The following is a 17526-nucleotide window of genomic DNA, read 5'->3' as shown; positions in this document are numbered from 1 at the left end:
AAACGAAAGTTTGAGCAGGTGTACGCCTAATACTTTAAATAGCTTCCTGATTCACAGACTCCAGGTTTCTTTGCCTGGTGATCTATTTCAAACTGATGTTCTCGCAAATAGCGTAAATTGCATAAAAGCCCATCCGCATAAAAATTGCCATTTTGCTTTTCTGTGCATTACTAATTCGCCAATCATCAGCACTTATTTCAATCACCATGAAGAACCTTTTATCCATCAGTTTTAAGATCTCCCCGCTTGAATACGCCAAATTCCTGCTTGCATCTTATTACATAAAACCTACCACCATTATCCTTGCTACTATGGGCCTTTACTCGCTCATTATGCCAGCACTGGTAGCATATGGTTTCCTGGATCATTATAACAAAGGCCTTTATTTCTCATTCCCTTACGCTTTAGTCCTGCTCTTTTATCCATTAATAATGACAGGATTAATTTTACTGACACGATTGAGGAATACCTCTCTGAGACAGGAGATGCGCTATGAGTTCGATGATGAAGGTGTGCATATCCAGGGAGAAAACTTTAAGTCTGATCTCTCCTGGTCAAACTTCAGGGGAGTGAGGGAATTAGCAGGGTTCCTGGTATTAAAACCGTCTGCCCGCGAGGGTTACCTGGTCAAAAAAAGTGTACTGGGCGCCGATGAAATCACTTATATCAAGCATAAAATAGCTGAGGCAAAAGGTTTGGGAAAATGAATACTACTTTTGAAATTATCACACTGCAAGATGCAATCGCTCAATACAGGATTCATGAAAACATCTATGAAAGCACTGAGGCATTTGAAGATTTCATCGAAGCGGACAGCCGGTTTTACCTGCATAGAGGAGACCTGGTATTAGAAAAAGATCTCCTGCTCGTCCTGGAACTGCATGGTGTAGCCGGTTATATTATAGATGGAAACCTGCTGGTGAATGGAAACATTGTGAATGAAGAAGGCGATTATGGACCTGTCTTTTATGTAAAAGGGAATGTAGTATGCCGTAGTTTATTAATAGGAGGTTCTCCCACACATATCACCGGAAATGTAAGTGCCGAAGAAGTAATTATGCTTCACTATAATCATGGCTGGATGAAATGCCCTGGCCTGTTTACTGCACCTGTCATGGTTGTAGAGGATTATCATTTTATCCCCGATCATAAAAACATTTCCCTCTTTTATTATAACGACGAAGAAAGCGATAATCCCGAAGAAGAAGATATCGCTGAAGTACTAAATAATAAACTTACCACAACCTTTGAAGAACTGCGATACGACCTCGCAGCAGGCGAATATGTGCTGAGCCAGCTTGAAAGAGATGCGCAATACTGGCACAAGAAAGTGAATCACAACTACCGTGATTTAAAGCGTGTACCACCTGAAATGCGCACAAAAGAACTCTGCCTGCTGGCGCTGAATAAATCAGTATCTGCACTGGAAGACTTTCCACCAGCCCTGATCACGGAAGAAATGGTGGAATATGCTGTGAATAAAAGCGGCATGGCACTCCGCTACCTGCCGGAAACACTTATTACCAGGGAGCTTTGTTATAAAGCCGCCGTCAATGGCGCAATTATCAACCTGGATATTCCTGAACAGTTCTATGAAGCTGCATTATTGCAGCTATTGATTCAGCATAGCGACTGGCAAATGGAACGGATACCAGATGACTGCATTACCGAAGACCTGCTGGTGACATATGTAAAACATGGCAGGGGCGCATGGCTGGAAAAATACTGTACTGCCGCCGGAATTTTGAAAGAACGTGTATTGCAAAGAGTGATTGAAGCCGACGTGGCCTACCTGGAGAATATTTTTAGCTGGTTCTTTTCTGCTGACACCTTTGCCTATAGTCAATCCCTATACGATAACGGGCAGTACAGCAATGAATGGACCGCCATTACAACAAAGTATAAGCGGAAACTGGAAAGACTAAAATAAAAAAATGGGTATAAGAATATACCCATTGACACTTAAACCTACAACCAATATACTTATTGGTACTAAAATAAAATTTTCACACCCTTATACACACTTGTATGTGCGGAAAATAAACCCAATGCGCCATTTGAAATATTATTCCGGGGATTATTTGGGGTAGTGCCCCCACCAGGACCACTATCCCCTATTAAGGCCAGGGTCTTATAATACAAGGCCACACTATCATCTACACATTGCATTTCCATACTGATCGTATCTCCCTTCTTTAATTCCAGGTCATCATCATTGATCTCAAGCCGGGAAGTATTGACTACACCATTCCGCACATCGTCCTGCTGGACAAAATGCTGGTTAATGAGCTTATCATTGACCGTTAATACAAACCTGTAGTTGTTACCTTTATATACAGGATCTGTATACACCGGGATCAGGTTATATTGCGTATCTCCTACCACTTTGATCGTTTCCACTTTGATCGAATCAAATGGTACGAAGGCAGGCATGGTACTATGCGCAGTGTACACTTCATTGTCCACCCGCACCACCAATGTGTATGTCCTGTTTTCAATGCCGTTGATGGTATTCGTCTGATAAATACCATTCCCCTTTGCCATCAGCGTATCCGTATTCCCCGCATCATCACTGATAATCACCAGTGCGCCATCTACTGCAGGATAATCGCCTGTTGAAGTCAGCTTCACCGACCGGCTGAGCTTTACAAAATAAGGTCCGCTTTCATTCGTGATATTCCCTTCTATAATTAAGCTGGACTTATTATCCTTATATTTCAGATCCAATACTTTCTCACATCCGGACAATGCCAGGGTTATCAATATTGCTGTAATAATATTTTTCATTCTCTTAAAAGTTGAAATTATAAGTTACACTCGGGATCCACTGGAAAAGAGATGTTTGCACCGCATCGATCTTTTTCGGGTTATCCTTGTTTTCTTTAAAAGTGATACTATACGGATTCCTGCGACCATACACATTATACAATCCAAAACTCCATGAGCTATGCTTTGTTCTCTCGTAAGTGAAACTGATATCCAGCCGGTGTGTAGCCGGCATCCTGTCTGCATTACGACTACCATACTGGTAAATAACCATATCATTCAGCACATACTTACCCGTTGGAAAAGTAACAGCATTACCTGTCGTATAGATAAAGGTACCAGAGACCGTCCAGCGTGGAGAAAGGGTGTAAATACCTACTACTGACAGATCATGTGTGCGGTCCTGCTTTGCATTGTACCAGCTATTATCATTGATACCATCAATCTTCCGCTCTGTTTTAGATAATGTGTAACCAATCCATCCTGTCAATAAACCTTTCTTCTTCTTCAATAAGATCTCCAGTCCGTAAGCCCGGCCCTTTCCAAAAAGCAACACTTTTTCCACATCAGCCACCGTATTCAGGTCTACCCCATCCTTATAATCTATCTGGTGCTGCATGGTTTTATAATAGACCTCTGTACTTAGTTCATAGGCATTATTTTTCAGGTTCTTACTGAATCCCAGGCTCACCTGATCCGCTACTTCCGGTTGTATGATACGACTGTTGCCAATCCATTGATCGGTAGGACTACCACCGGTGGAATTACTCATCAGGTGAAGGTTCTGTGTATTGCGGGCATATCCCATTTTTATACTGGCCGTATTGCTTAGCCGGTAGTTCATTGACAAGCGTGGTTCCAGGTTTGCATAAGTCTTGGCAGTGTCTGCATCCAGGAGATGATAGAAGGAAAAACGCAAACCATAGTCGATGACAAACTTATCTGATGCCTTGTATGAATTGCTCAGGTATAAGGCATTCTCCAATCCTTTACGGCTCTTTTTGCCTGTTATGATATCCGTTCCTCCCGCAGTAGTAGGAGCGATGGTATGGTGTATTACATTAAATCCAAAGCGCATGGTATTCCTTGCATTCGCATACAGGGTAAAATCCTGTTTCAGGTTCAGATCCTTGATATTGGAATTGAAATTCGTTTCACTGTTATCGCTTTTGAAACTAACATTAAAATCATAATTGCTATAGATAAAAGACGTATTGGAAAAGAGTTTGCTACTCAGCACACTGTTCCACCTGAGTGTACCAGTGGCATTGCCCCATTTACTACCAAAGGTTTTAGATACGCCCAGGACATCCTTCCCAAAATAGCCGGAGAAATAAAGTTTATTCCTGTCATTGACAGCCAGGTTCGCCTTTACATTCAGATCGTAGAAATACAGCTGTATATCTTTAAAATCAGGAGAGATCTTAGCAAAGAGATCCGCATAGGTACGTCTTCCGGATATGATGAATGAGGATTTATCTTTCTGCACAGGACCTTCTATCGTCAGCCGGCTACTGATCAGGCCCAGGCCGCCACTCACGTGATAATCCTTGTTGTTCCCTTCCTTCATTTTCACATCCAGTACGGAGGAAAGGCGACCTCCAAACTGCGCAGGGTTATTCCCTTTTATGATCGTGGCATCTTTGATGGCATCGCTATTGAAAGTGCTGAAGATGCCCAACAGGTGAGAGGCATTGTATACCGGTGCTTCGTCCAGCAGGATCAGGTTCTGGTCTGTAGCTCCTCCCCTTACTGAAAAGCCGTTACTCCCCTCTCCATTTGATTTTACTCCCGGCATCAGCTGAATGGTTTTCACCAGGTCTTTCTCCCCAAATACGACCGGGAGCTTTGCTGCATCTTTGATGTTTAAGACTTCTGTACCCATGGTGGCAGTCGTAAGATTATCATTCTCTTTCCTGGCCTTTACGACGACTTCCTGCAATTTGCTTTCATCGTTCATATTCAGGTTCAGCCTTACATCTTTATCCAGGTTTACCGGCACTAATTCCTGCCTGTACCCTACATATGAGAAGCGAAAAGTGTAATGCCCCTTAGGTAATGAAATGGAAAAGAAACCATATTCATTCGTCGTCACACCCAGGGTAGGTTTCTCCGCTACCACAACGTTAACGCCGATGAGTGATTCGCCTGATGATTGTTGTTTCACTGTTCCGCTGACAGTGAACTTTGATTGTGCCAGCAATAAGGTGCTGCTGCATAGAAAAAACAGGCTTATTGCGATGGTTTTATTGTACATAGTAATGGATTAGGATAATTACTATGCAAATGTGAAATCAAAAAAGAGCCTTTAAAAATTTCTGAGAAGAAGGGAGAAGAATATGCGAAGAAGGCAATTCCTTAATGTGAATAACGGGCAAAAAATTCGGCTACATAGGTCTTGCCAATAGGGAATTCTCTATCACCAATAATAATGGTGGTACCTCTCACCGCCCCGATCCTGCTGAAAGGCAGGATATAACTGCGATGTACGCGGATAAAATCGGCTGACTGCAACTTCTCCATCATGTCTTTCATTGGCATGCGGGCTACAATGGGTTTGCGGTCTTTGATGTGTATTTTGAGATAATCGGCCAGCCCTTCGATGTACAGGATATCTGCAACAGGGATCTTTACCAGGCTAAAATCGGCACGCACAAAAATGCTGGTATCATCTTTCTTATGCAGGTATTCAAAATACTCCTGTGCTTTGTTAATGGCCTGTGTAAAACGTTTTTGATTGATGGGTTTCAGTAAATAGTCAATGGCGTTTAGTTCATAACTCACTACGGCGTATTCGCTGAATGCAGTCGTGAAGATCACCATAGTATCCTGCTGCAGGGAACGGACTAAATTAATGCCTGTCATTGCCGGCATCTGGATATCACAGAAAATGAGGTCTGCGGGAAATTTCCTTAAATGCCGGAGTGCTTCGCTGGGTTGGGTAAAGGTTTTTTGTAAATGGATCATCTCACTTTTAGCGCATAGCGATGCTATCACGGTTAGTGCTAAGGGTTCATCGTCTATGGCAATTGCGTTGATCATTGTAAATTGATATGCAAAGAAACTAAAAATTCTTTTCCCGTATCATTGATCACCAGTAAATGTTTGGCTGGATAAATCAGGTTAAGGCGGTGTTTGGTATTCTCTATACCCAGGCCACTTCGTTCAGCTATTTCCCGCTGTATGTTCACCTTATTATTCGCCACGCTGAGCTGCAGCTCTCCATTATTGGTAGTAATTTCTATCCTGATACGGCTTTTCTGTTCTGAATTTACACCATGTTTAAAGGCATTTTCTATAAAGGGTACCAGCAGCATGGGCGCAATACGCAATACAGGAATATCTTCCTGGATCGTGTATTCCAGTTTCACAGTTCTGTCTAACCGGAGCTTTTGCAGTTCGATGTAATTGCTGATGTAATTTACCTCATCTTCCAGCAATACAAAATCCTGTTGGGTATCTCTCATTGTGTAGCGCATCATCTCCGCAAGTTTATCCACCATATCGGCTGCACGCGGAGAGGTATCTATCGCTATCGCATAAATGTTATTCAAAGTATTAAATAGAAAATGAGGATTGATCTGTGATTTGAGCGATGCGATCTGGGCGGAGAGTTTTTCGCTTTCGCTTTGCTTCAGCCTGTTATAGATGGTCCATAATATGGAGGAGATAATAGAGAGGAGCCATAACAGGAGTGCGTTCACGATAATAACCGGGATGATCTTTTCGATGATCGGGTTGGTTGCCGGAAAAGTATCAGGATTGAAATCAGAAAAATAAAATACAGTACCGGATAAAAAGACTACGCTTGCGACTGCCAGTAATAAAAAAGAAAAGTATAACCAGTATTTCTTTGCGAGCAGGAACCTGGGGATGAGGAAGAGGTAGTTAAAATAAAAGATGCTGAGCAATACAGCACTTAAAACCAGGCAGAGTAAAAGGTACTTGCTGTCCGAGGTAGGGTCTAAGGCATTAAAGACCTGGTCTGTCGATACATAGGGGATTACCAATAGTAAGATCCAGACCAGGATATGTGTAGAGATGATAAAACGCTTGACTTTCATAATTGGTTTGAAAATAATACCCAAACCAAAGGTATGTTTCTTTCTTCTCAAAAAAATTGAGATGAAGGCAGGTGATTTGTAGAAGTTTGGGGCCTGGTACCCATGGTACCAGCATAAAAAGGGATGTCCCATAGTTTGAGACATCCCTCTGCGTGAACATTTGCTACTCCTGTGCTTTTATAGCATCTTCCAGGTTATCTATCGGTGGCTCATTCTTCTCATATCCTGAATAACCATAATTCTGGTTTAGGCGGCCCTCCCTGTTTGCATCAATATCTGACTGCGGCACCGGCCACAATAGGTGGTAGGGGCTGGCAGTAAACAGTGTACCATAAGTCGTCTTCACGCCCTTATTATAAAAATTATTATACTTCGTCAATCTTTCAAACCAGTAACTGCTGGTAGAAAGATTCTCTTCTGTATACGTTTTTCCAAATTCATCAGATTGATGTGTGCGGGCAAAGATGTAGGAGATGCGGCTTAACTCCACATGCCGCATCTCTTCATAATACAACTCGCGGGCCCTTTCATCAAGTATGACACCCATGTTCATGTCTCCCGCACTATACAGCTGTGTGCAATGTGCACGACGACGAACCACATTCACATCTTCCGCTGCGGCTGCCAGGTTCCCTTTCCAGAAATAGGCTTCTGCACGCAGCAAATAAGTTTCTGCCAGGCGATAAATATACCAGTCACTGGCGCCACCATTGTAGTTATCAATTGTTTCATTCCTTGGTGTCTCTACCCATAGTTTATAGTGCGGCCAGTCAAAATAAGTTCTTACCGTATCGGTCACCAGCAGCTTACCGGCATCGTTGTATAACTGTACATGCTTGCCATACCAGGCATCTCCGCTGCTCAATAAGTTAGGATTGTTGTACACCATATCTTCCATATTCATCCAGTTGCCCGTACTTCTGCTATGTCGCAGATCACTGGTATCTGTCCAAATGGTGAAACGGCTATACCAGGTAGGTCTTGTTTTGGCAATCCCCCTGCCATATGTTTTACGCAGGTCTATTTTATCTTTTGTAGCGGTATAACTGGCACTCAATCCGGGTTTTCCGGAAGGGGTACTGATCAGCTGATTACCTGAACCGGAATAGAAAGGAACGGCATTTCTCATGGTGAACATATCCTGCCGGCTGTTGATCAGCTCTTCCCGGCTGATGATATTGAAGATGGTCTCCCTGTTCGCAGCAATGGATTTATTCACCCCACGATGCAGATCCCAGATCACATTCCTGGTAATATTATGTACAGCAGGCATGGGGTTCACGAATGTGCCAAAAGGTGCTGTCATTAGTGAATAACCTTCTGTATTGATCAGTTGATTTGCCACATCGATCGCTTTATCAAACTCATTGTTCGCCAGGTAACATTTGATCAGCAATTGCTGGCAGGCACCTTTCGTCACCATGCCATAATCTGCCGTAGCAGGAACATGCGCCACGGCAAATTCCATATCAGCTACCAGCTGTTGCAGGATCACATTTCTTTTGGTAGAACGGAAATTGAATTTGGTTGTCGTGATCTCCTTTGTCAGAAACGGAATATCTCCAAAATCAAAGATCAGCCACAGATACCTGAAAGTGCGATGGAAGTAGGCCATTCCCATCATCTGATCGCGCAAGGTGGTGTCCAGGCCTTTCACCCGGGGCAGGTTAGAGATAATGGTATTGGCATATTTCACGCCTTTATACCCCTCGAACCAGAACCAGTTAATCTTGTTTGTGTTGATGTCATTATTGTTGGATGTGGGGGTGATCATGGCATTCAGATCCTGCGCGGGGCCTGACTTATCAGTTGTGCCATCGATTGCAATATCTGAAAAAAGTAAGTCTGTCAGTAGGGGACATCCTTCTCCTGTCCACACGTAGGTCAGGTTTCTGTTACAACTGCTGATCGCTGCCTGCAAACCTTCTTTGGTAGTAAAAGTAATACTCGGCTCATAGAACGAAAGCGGATCAGGATTGAGGAACTCTTTCTTACAGCTGGTGGGCACGAAGATCATCAATGCCAGCAGAATAGTTGTTATAAAGATTTTCATATCAGTTCAGTTTGAAACATTAAAATGAGGCAGTGGCACCTATTGTATAATACCTGGGCATCAGTGAGGTGGTTTCAGGATCCCAGTATTCCCAGTTTTTAGCCCATACAGCCACGTTACGTACTGCTGCATATACTTTCAGCTGCGCCATATCTATTCTCCTGATTAAACGGGCCGGAAGGGTGTAAGAGATGGATACGTTGTCCAGTCGGATATATGACTTATCGATCACGCGCACCGGTGAGATGTTCTGCACATTGGCAGAATTCAGTCTTGCATATGTATTGGAAGGGTTTTCCGGTGTCCAGTATTTCCTCACATAGGTATTCTGCCTGTCCGTTTGTGCACCTGCGTTATTGAGGTAGTCGTTGGAAGTTGCCTTATGCCCCCAGTTAGAATAGATATTAAAGGAGAAATCGATGTTCCGGAACAGGTTGAAATCATTCCGCAGGGTAAAGCGGAAGCGTGGGGTGGTCATACCCATGAATTGCTTGTCTTCATTGGTATACTTGCCGTCCCTGTTTACATCTTCCACCTTCACATCACCGGGGATCTCCCCGTATTTCGCAGCTTCTTCGCGCTCTTTCTCCTGCCAGATGCCCTGTACATTGTAAGTCCAGATGGAAGCAATATCATGGCCGATGAACCAGCCGTTTTTTATGTCATCTATTTCTTTGGAGCCCACAATATTGCCATTTCCATCCAGCTGATCCTCGTAGGTATAGTAGAGATGTTTTACCTGGTTCCTGTTCATAGAAACACCGAAGGTGGTATTCCATTCAAAGTTCTTCCGGCTCATGGTCTGCGCGGTCAATCCCAGTTCAAAACCTTTGTTCACTACTTCTCCCAGGTTGGTGGTCACCGTGCTGAAACCAGTAAAGTCCGGCAGGGTCTGGTCCATCAGCAGGTCTGTGGTCGGCATATAGTACGCCTCAATATTACCTGTCAGTTTATTATCAAAGAAGCCAAAATCCAGGCCCAGGTTCCATGCGGAAGTGGCTTCCCATTTCAGGTCATAGTTCGCCATGCGGTCTACATAGAGCTGGGATAATTCATACACGGTACCGTTACTTGTTACATAAGGATACCTGCCTGCACCTGTTGTCAGGTTAGACAAGGCCTGGTAGATACCAATAGACCGGTTACCATTCATCCCCCATGACAGGCGCAGTTTACCTGTGCTCATCGGTGTCCAGTGGAAAAAGCTTTCATTCGCAAAACTCCAGGCAAAGGCCAGTGAAGGGAAGGTGGCCCTGGGATTGGATGCACCAAATGCGGAGTAACCATCCCTGCGTATAGACGCTGTGAGCATATATCTATTATCGTACGCGTAGAATAAACGGGCCATCAATGCATCGCCGGTGCTGTGGGTATCATTGCTGCTGACGGTTGTCTTCAGCGGATTCGCAGCTCCCAGGTTATGAAATCCTAATGCATCAGTAGGCGTAAAATCAGTGGCCGTGATGGCTTCATTCCAGGACCTGTGTTCTTCTGCATTCTGCAGGAGGGTCACTTTCAATGCATGCTTTTGTGCAAACCTGTAATCCCAGGTAATGATGTTATCTATCTGCCAGTCGAAGTTCTTCGTATTTTCCCTGATCACCTTTCCGTTATCAGTCCACAGTGGGTTATTCTGTGATTCATGATACCTGTTATAGAACCACTGCATTCTTGGGGAAAAGTTCAGCTGGTAGGTAATATTGAATGGCAGTTTGATCGTCTGGTATAAAGTTGTATTCAGAACAGTATATCCTTTTTCCAGTTCTTTGTAAAAGTTATCATACTGCGAGTTCTTACCCTGGTTCACACTGGCACCCATAGGTTGCCCATCCAGTTTGCCAAGTGTATCATAAGGATTTGCGAAAGGTGAGTTCTGGATGATCTGGGCTTCCCAATCAACCGCCAGGTTACCATCAGAGCGATCCTGGAAATTGACGTTTAAGCCGGTGTGCATCCATTTATTCACCTTGCCGTCTAATTTCACGCTGGCCCGGTAAGCACGGTATTTATCACCTACGATAATCCCTTCATTATTCAGGTAGCCCAGGGAGAAGTAATAGTTGAGTGCATCTTTGCTTTTGCCGGAGAAGCTCACATTATAATTCTGCTGCACACCATGCTGGAAAGAACCTTTGAACCAGTCATAGGTACGTCCTTTTGCATAGTTGGCCAGCTCTTTATCGAAAAGGCCTAAACGAAGTAGCCAGATCTCTTCCGGTGTGCCGGTGAGCGCATCATATGCCTTCCAGTTATCCAGGGTGATCCCGTATTTGTCCAGGTTCTCCTTTGTGGGGTTCAGGTATTTTGCAGGCGTTTGCCACCTGGTGGTACTATTGAAAAGGTCGGAGCGGTATTGCAGGTAACCGGGGGCATCATATACCTGCCTCGATTTTCCTAAGGTGGCAATACCTGTACTGGCATCAAAACGGATGGTCGGTTTTTCAGAGGCACCTTTTTTGGTGGTGATGATAATGACGCCATTTGCAGATTTAGCGCCATAAATAGCAGCTGCCGAAGCATCCTTCAATACATCAAAGTGCTCCACATCCTGGGGATTGATTTCAGAAAGCTCTCCGAAAAAAATCACACCATCCAGTACGATGAGGGGATCATTGCTGGCTTTTAAGGAACGCTGGCCTCTCACCTGGATATCGCCTCCGCCTTTTGCAGAAGCGCTCTGGCCAATGATCAGGCCCGGTACGCCACTGCGTAATAAGTCCTGGATAGAGCGAGGGCTTTCCTTTTCCAGTTTCGCGGTTTTAAGCTGGCTGATGGAACCTGTCAGGTCTTTTTTCTGCATAGATCCATAGCCGACCACCACTACTTCATTTATTTTCTGTTCTGCATAATGAAGGTCTACTCTTAGAGAGAAATCGGCACCACCTTTCAGATGATACCCTGAAAGCGTTTGCGGATCATAACCAATGAATGAAAAGGTAAACGTATAACCCGGACCAGCAGGCAACCTGCTAAATGTAAAAAGGCCTGCACTGTCAGTCTGTACGGAGGCGGTAAAATTGTTCGCTGCGTTTTTAACGGTTACGCTTACACCCCAAAGCGCTTCCCCTGTTTGTTCGCTTTTAACAATGCCTGTTACGTCCGAACGTCCCTGATTGGGTTGTGCAATCAGTAATAATGGGACAAAGCTGTACATGACCGCCATGCAGAGCACGGCGAACGTGGAATTTAGTTTTCTCATTTTGTATCTGCTATAAATTAGTTAGACAATTAAAGTCCCTTCGCTGATTGGATCAACGATATTGTCAGTTTTCATATTTAGTGTTTGGCTAGTTTTTCTTACTTATAATATAGTGCTGCTCGTCTTTTACAATCTTTAAGTGGTTCAATAATCCTATGTCATTCAAAATAGTTTCTAAAGTATCTGATTTACGCATCTTCCCTGAAAAATATTTGTCCTGTATTTCGGAAGGATAATAGTAAATATCTACCTGGTAATAAACGCTGAGCTGATCAAATACATCCGAGAGTGGCGAGATATCAAATGTATAAATATCGGGCCTCCGAATGTTGATGTTTTTAATATCAAGCGGTCCTGCCTTGACTAGTTTTTCAACCGGCACATATCGTTTTACGCTTGCCAGCATTGTTCCTTTGTCATAGGTCAGTTCATCCCCGGGTTTTAATATTTCTCTTTCATTCCACTTTTCATGAACGTTATTAATGGGTGCTACCTGAATTTTACCCTTGTGTAATTTTACTTTTACAAAGTTGTTTTCATTGAAGGCGTCTATTGTAAAGGAGGTTCCCAGTACAGTAGTTACCAACCTGTCAGCATGTACGATAAACGGTCTGTTGCGGTCGCTGTTTACGTCGAAAGATGCTTTTCCTTCCAGGTAAATGATCCTGCTCTTTCCACTGGAAAATGGCTCATGATAGCGAATGCTGCTGTGGGGAGCGAGCATTACCAGGGAGCCGTCTGCAAGGATCAGGCGCATGGTAGAATCCGAAGTGTTGGCGGTTTCAGCCAGTTTGCCGGAATTGAATGCACTGATACCTGCTTTGGAAAAACTGGTATGGCTGAGCATTAAATAAGTCCACACTGTTCCGACGAGCAATACGGCTACAGCTGCCGCCGCCATCCAATAGATCCTTCCTTTGCTGCGTTTCTTAAAAGTTTGTTCACTTACTTTTGTGTACAGCTTTTCAGTTAAACCGGGATCCAGTTCATCATTTGTTATGAAATTATCCCAGTCGGCTTCGTTTACATACCTATTCCATTCCCCGGGATTATTCATTAAATATTCCTTCACCTGCTTCCTTTCTTCATCAGAGCATTCATTTCTGAAATATTTGTCGATCAATTCCCTTTGCATCAGTTCCAGTTAAATAATGGCGCTTTAAGATAATATCGTTTGAAAAAGGGCCTACCCCTAATGGCCCGGGAAATATTTTTTTAGCGGAGGTAAAATAAGAGGAGCAGGAAGAGTAGCAGCTCTCTTAAATAATTGAGTGCAAGTGACATATGATTTTCTACCGTTTTTACAGACAGCGATAATTGTTCGGCAATTTCCTTATAGGTTTTAAATTCATACCTGCTTAATTCAAATACCTTTCTTCTCATGGGAGGCATTTCCTCCACGACTTGTTTTACTCTCGACATGAGTTCTTTCGATGCAATGGCTTCCAGTGTGTGCTCGCTATCAGTTTTGGCAGGGGGCCCCTGTTGCAGGAAGCGTTCTTTCACAGCTTCTTTACGAAGCAAATCGATGAAAGTTGCTTTGGCAATATGGAAGATTAATTTATCCAGCAGTTCGGAATCATCCAGTTGCGCCCTGTAATTCCATAATTTAATGAACGTGATCTGTGTGGTTTCCTCGGCGATGTATGGGGAGTGTGTTTTGGAGAGCACGTAAAAATAGACCTTCTTGTGAAACTCGTGGAAGATGTCACTGAAAACAGAAGGGTCGCCTTCTCTCAATGCAGAAATGGTATTTAACGTGGACATACCATAAATATAAAAACAAATTTCATTTCTTAGGTATTGTATCAACTTCCATTTAAAAAACGCCCAAATCGCAGTAGATTTCGAATGGGCCTGCATTAAATTCAAAATGATATAATCATTTCTTCCACTTCCGGGCAATTTTAACAGCGGTTTCTATCATATAAGGTTCCCATTCTTCTATTTTCCAGTCGGAATGGGCTAAGGAAGATTGTTGCAGCTGCTGCATGGCTTCGGCATAGGTACCGGCATTTTCCAGGATAGCGGATAGTTCCAGCTGTTGCTGGTAGAGGCGGAGGTCTTCTATAGCGGCGCCTGTTATAATGGGGAGGCTTTCTAATGGAAGAAAGGGATTGCCTTCTTTATAATTGTGTTGCTGTGCGATCTCCTGCATCTGCAGGAAATCATTGTAGAAACCCTGTTTGCTTGCTGTTGATTGCAGGCCGTTGCCTAATTGTTCCAGCACTACATATTTCAGATTTGGGCATTGAGGAATTGTCATTTCCAGCAGCTGAAATACCTCCGGCGGCACGGATTCATCATGCGTATCTCTCCTGATACTGCGATCAGGAGCGGCAGCAGAATCATCCCAGCTACCGCCGGAGATGTGGATCTCACGCACCTTATCCAGGGGATATAAACTGATCAGGGTATTAAAGTCCAGATCGAAATTCTTCAACTGGCAGAATAGGTTATGCAGATCCAGGATAATAAAACCGTTGACGGGTTCAAGCAGTTGTTCCAGGAAGGTGCCATGCCGTTTTACTTCGTCAAGCGAATAGGAAAAGGCCAGGTTTTCCAGCCCTACAGGGCGCCCGCAGGCATGGTAGATCCTTTTAAGCCTGTCTTTACCAATGTTGAGCGTGGAGCTTGAGTAAGGGATATTTAAAGGTGCACCATGATGAAAATCCTCGCCGGTCATGAATCCAAAATGCTCGGTGATGTGATCGAAGGAGAACTCGGTGGCCGTTTGTTGTAAATGAGACAACCATGCCTCCTGTTCAGGCAACCATTTTCCTGAGAATAACGAAAAGAAAACGCCATGACCGATCAGGCGATTTTCATCGCTGAAAGCGCTGAGTAATTCCCTGAACCAGCCAGGAACTTCCTTCACTTTATATAAGGCATCGAATGACCATTCTATGGCTTCTACCCTTGATTCTTCGAACAGGGGAAGGCAGGCAGCGAGGATATTTGCATCCAGGTTACAGGCTACAGCGGAGAGTATCTTTGGCACCGTTTAAATATCAGTTTACGTGAATCAACCCATTCCACAAGCAGGACAACTATCCGGGTTGTCAACTGGTTTAGACTCACTTTGTTTGTTTGCCTGATCTGCTTTTTTGGGTTTTACCTGTTCGTCTTTCGAGCAGGAAACGACGGTTGTCTGAACGGCGATGCCGATCATAATGGCGCTAAGAAGTGATTTGGAAAGCTTCATTCCTTGGGTGTTTTTAAGAGATAATTGATGTCCCGGCTACGGCTACAAGTCAGAATATATCGTGGGTGTTGTCGCTTGTATAACGGTTCAACTGAAAATAAGTTACAGCAGGGAAGAGAACACGACGAGCAGCCTGACGGCGCCCCGGGAAATAACTACTCCTTTTTATAACGGGGAACAAGCAATCTAAAACCAGTTCTGCTGCGAAGTTTGGATGTATCCATAACCCCTTCAAAAGGATACCTTAATGGTTCAGTAGTAGGAGTTGCCAATCCTAATTCCTGAAAACTCACAGGCGCATCATCTCCCAGGTTGAAAACTTCTCCATTCAGACCATCCCTTTCTAAAAGCAGTATCAATGCCTGTGCTACATCCAGGTGATGCACCATGTGCAGTTTTGCATCGGGATGAAAATGACCTTTCATCCTTGCTAAATGCGTATCGCCATCACCATATACAAAACCTAAACGCAGTATACGGGTATCTATATTTAAAGAAAGCAATGCCTGCTCTGTGGCCACCTTACCGGCAAAGTAGGCATTGTCTTCATGTATAGCCAATACATCATCTTCCCTGGCAGGACGACCATAATCAGGCCGGTATACCTTTGCCGTGCTTACAAAAACAAATCGCTGCACACCTGCAGCAATGGCTGCATGGGCAAGAGATAAGGTGCCTGATAAATTGGTATCATGCGCCGGGTTATAGGAAGCGGCAATGTGAATAACCGCATCCATACCGGCTACAGCAGCGGGCAAGGTATTGGCATCATCTAAATCACCGATCACAATTTCCGCTGCAGTTGTAATGGCCTGGCGCACTAAAATACGCACCTCATATCCCTTCGCTAACAAGCGAGGTACAAAACGGCTACCTACATTACCGGTGGCGCCGGTGACTAAAACTTTTTTCATGGATAATAATTGATAAGATGATAATAAGTGTAGCCATCACATATAATGCAGACGGACTATAATAATAAATAGTAGCAGCACCCAATGGAATCAATACCCTCGTACAGGCCTGCAGACTTTGATTGACACCTTGCAATTTTCCCTGCTCACTTTCATCTACTGACTGGGAAAGCCTGCTATTGTAAATGGGATCAAATAATCCTTCGCCAGCGAGTATACATATTACAGCGAGTGCAATGACGAGTACAGAAGACAGGAACACACTGACTATGATCAACGCCAGCCCGGTAGCTAATGCAAACAATCCAATATTCGCTGTGGTTCTTTCACTTAATCGCTTTAATAAGCAGGGCAGTAACAAAGCACGTGACACGATATCACAGGCACCAGCGAGTGTCAATAAAGCACCAATATAAGTTGGCCCCCATTTGTAAATATCTTTCAGGAAAATGGTGAAGTTAAACTGGAAGATTTCCAGCCCTGCATAAAACAATACACCTAATATTAATAATATCCTGATCTCTTTAAAACCTTTTAGATGTGCAAAGACATTCAGGCTGGCAATACTCAATTGTGTAGTCCGCTTTTGGGCAGGTAAAGATTCAGGGAGCCAATAATAAACAGCAAGGCATGAAAGAAAAATAATTCCAGCGGTGACAAAGAATGGCAATGACCATGAAATAGCCCCTAACAATCCACCTAATGCAGGTCCGGCTAATAAGCCCACACCCATTACAGAGCCCATGTACCCAAACCATTTCGTACGCTCTTCAGGGCTGGTGGAATCAGAGACGTAGGCAAATAAGGTACTGATATTCCCGGCAGTAAGGCCATCAATAATACGCCCCAGGAAAAGTATCCATAAGGCCCCGCCTATCCCAAACAATACATAGCCTGTAACAGAACCCAGTAAGCTGATGATGAGGATCTTTCTTCGTCCATAGCGGTCGCTCAATGCACCTAATATAGGAGATGCAATAAAAGTACACACAGCAAAGACTGACATCAAGGCACTCATACCCAGTGCTACCTGTTGTACCGGCAAATACTTTCCTACTAAGAAAGGCAACAATGGCAGCACCACAGACATTCCCACAGCATTCATCAGAATTATCCCTAAAAGGATCAGTAGTCGTACGTTCATTCAAATCTTTTTTTGAATGAAAATCCCGGTTCCTGCGTCGCCGCTCCATTTTGCCAGGTCTTTGCCTGCGAGGCTTTGTCTCTTTCGTATACGGCAATGTCCATACCCTGCTGCTGGCGCAAAGAGGCCATCGTCAGGCCAAAGGAGCCTGCTCCGGGGATCGCTATTTTCATGGTGTTAT

At 43.9% G+C, this 17526-nt stretch carries 15 protein-coding genes; 2 read left to right on the top strand and 13 right to left on the bottom strand.

All coding sequences use genetic code 11. The features are described 5' to 3' along the window. Nucleotides 1–206 precede the first annotated feature (206 nt). Nucleotides 207–707 carry a YcxB family protein gene (locus tag U0033_RS29760; protein ID WP_072362179.1) on the top strand — a complete coding sequence of 167 codons (501 nt, stop codon included), beginning with the start codon at nt 207–209 and terminating at the stop codon, nt 705–707. Continuing rightward, nucleotides 704–1930, top strand: coding sequence for a bactofilin family protein (locus tag U0033_RS29755; RefSeq protein WP_072362177.1), 1227 nt, complete (start codon nt 704–706; stop codon nt 1928–1930). Before U0033_RS29760 ends, U0033_RS29755 begins: the two co-directional genes overlap by 4 nt. A 62-nt stretch (nt 1931–1992) precedes the next feature. On the opposite strand, the gene U0033_RS29750 is transcribed toward U0033_RS29755, so the two are convergent. The 13 genes from U0033_RS29750 to U0033_RS29690 all read right to left on the bottom strand — a co-directional run bounded on the left by U0033_RS29750 (nt 1993) and on the right by U0033_RS29690 (nt 17518). Continuing rightward, on the bottom strand, nt 1993–2787 hold the full coding sequence (locus tag U0033_RS29750; protein ID WP_072362175.1) for a DUF4249 family protein: 795 nt from the start codon (nt 2785–2787) through the stop codon (nt 1993–1995). Nucleotides 2788–2791: 4 nt separating this feature from the next. Continuing rightward, entirely contained in the window at nt 2792–5023 is a 2232-nt protein-coding gene (locus U0033_RS29745) for a TonB-dependent receptor (RefSeq protein ID WP_072362173.1), read from the bottom strand. Between the two features lie 101 nt (nt 5024–5124). Beyond that, nucleotides 5125–5808, bottom strand: a complete 684-nt coding sequence (locus U0033_RS29740; RefSeq protein ID WP_072362171.1) for a LytR/AlgR family response regulator transcription factor — start codon at nt 5806–5808, stop codon at nt 5125–5127. Continuing rightward, nucleotides 5805–6830: a sensor histidine kinase gene (locus U0033_RS29735; protein ID WP_072362169.1), complete on the bottom strand. Its 1026-nt coding sequence runs from the start codon at nt 6828–6830 to the stop codon at nt 5805–5807. The genes U0033_RS29740 and U0033_RS29735 overlap by 4 nt, the downstream gene beginning before the upstream one ends. 163 nt (nt 6831–6993) lie before the next feature. Continuing rightward, on the bottom strand, nt 6994–8883 hold the full coding sequence (locus U0033_RS29730) for a RagB/SusD family nutrient uptake outer membrane protein (protein WP_072362167.1): 1890 nt from the start codon (nt 8881–8883) through the stop codon (nt 6994–6996). A gap of 19 nt (nt 8884–8902) precedes the next feature. Continuing rightward, nucleotides 8903–12082, bottom strand: coding sequence for a SusC/RagA family TonB-linked outer membrane protein (locus tag U0033_RS29725; RefSeq protein ID WP_072362165.1), 3180 nt, complete (start codon nt 12080–12082; stop codon nt 8903–8905). Nucleotides 12083–12170: 88 nt separating this feature from the next. Beyond that, the gene (locus U0033_RS29720; RefSeq protein ID WP_072362163.1) at nt 12171–13217 is read right to left on the bottom strand and encodes a FecR family protein; all 1047 of its coding nucleotides are present in this window, start codon (nt 13215–13217) and stop codon (nt 12171–12173) included. An 80-nt stretch (nt 13218–13297) separates the two neighbouring features. Then, complete coding sequence (locus U0033_RS29715) at nt 13298–13849, bottom strand: RNA polymerase sigma-70 factor (protein ID WP_072362162.1); 552 nt, start codon at nt 13847–13849, stop codon at nt 13298–13300. 115 nt (nt 13850–13964) lie between these two features. Further along, nucleotides 13965–15083 carry a multinuclear nonheme iron-dependent oxidase gene (locus U0033_RS29710; protein ID WP_072362160.1) on the bottom strand — a complete coding sequence of 373 codons (1119 nt, stop codon included), beginning with the start codon at nt 15081–15083 and terminating at the stop codon, nt 13965–13967. A 24-nt stretch (nt 15084–15107) separates the two neighbouring features. Beyond that, complete coding sequence (locus tag U0033_RS29705) at nt 15108–15287, bottom strand: chryseobasin-related MNIO class RiPP peptide (RefSeq protein ID WP_072362158.1); 180 nt, start codon at nt 15285–15287, stop codon at nt 15108–15110. Between the two features lie 155 nt (nt 15288–15442). Next, nucleotides 15443–16201 (bottom strand): NAD-dependent epimerase/dehydratase family protein, encoded by a 759-nt coding sequence (locus U0033_RS29700; RefSeq protein ID WP_072362156.1) that lies wholly within the window; start codon nt 16199–16201, stop codon nt 15443–15445. Further along, nucleotides 16167–17345, bottom strand: a complete 1179-nt coding sequence (locus tag U0033_RS29695) for an MFS transporter (RefSeq protein WP_072362154.1) — start codon at nt 17343–17345, stop codon at nt 16167–16169. Before U0033_RS29695 ends, U0033_RS29700 begins: the two co-directional genes overlap by 35 nt. Beyond that, the gene (locus tag U0033_RS29690) at nt 17342–17518 is read right to left on the bottom strand and encodes a hypothetical protein (protein ID WP_177318613.1); all 177 of its coding nucleotides are present in this window, start codon (nt 17516–17518) and stop codon (nt 17342–17344) included. The genes U0033_RS29695 and U0033_RS29690 overlap by 4 nt, the downstream gene beginning before the upstream one ends. Between the last annotated feature and the right edge of the window lie 8 nt (nt 17519–17526).

Source organism: Chitinophaga sancti, assembly GCF_034424315.1.
GTDB classification, from domain to species: Bacteria; Bacteroidota; Bacteroidia; order Chitinophagales; family Chitinophagaceae; genus Chitinophaga; species Chitinophaga sancti.
Note: the sequence above shows the minus strand (reverse complement) of the source record. Positions and strands in the feature narration are given on the sequence as shown.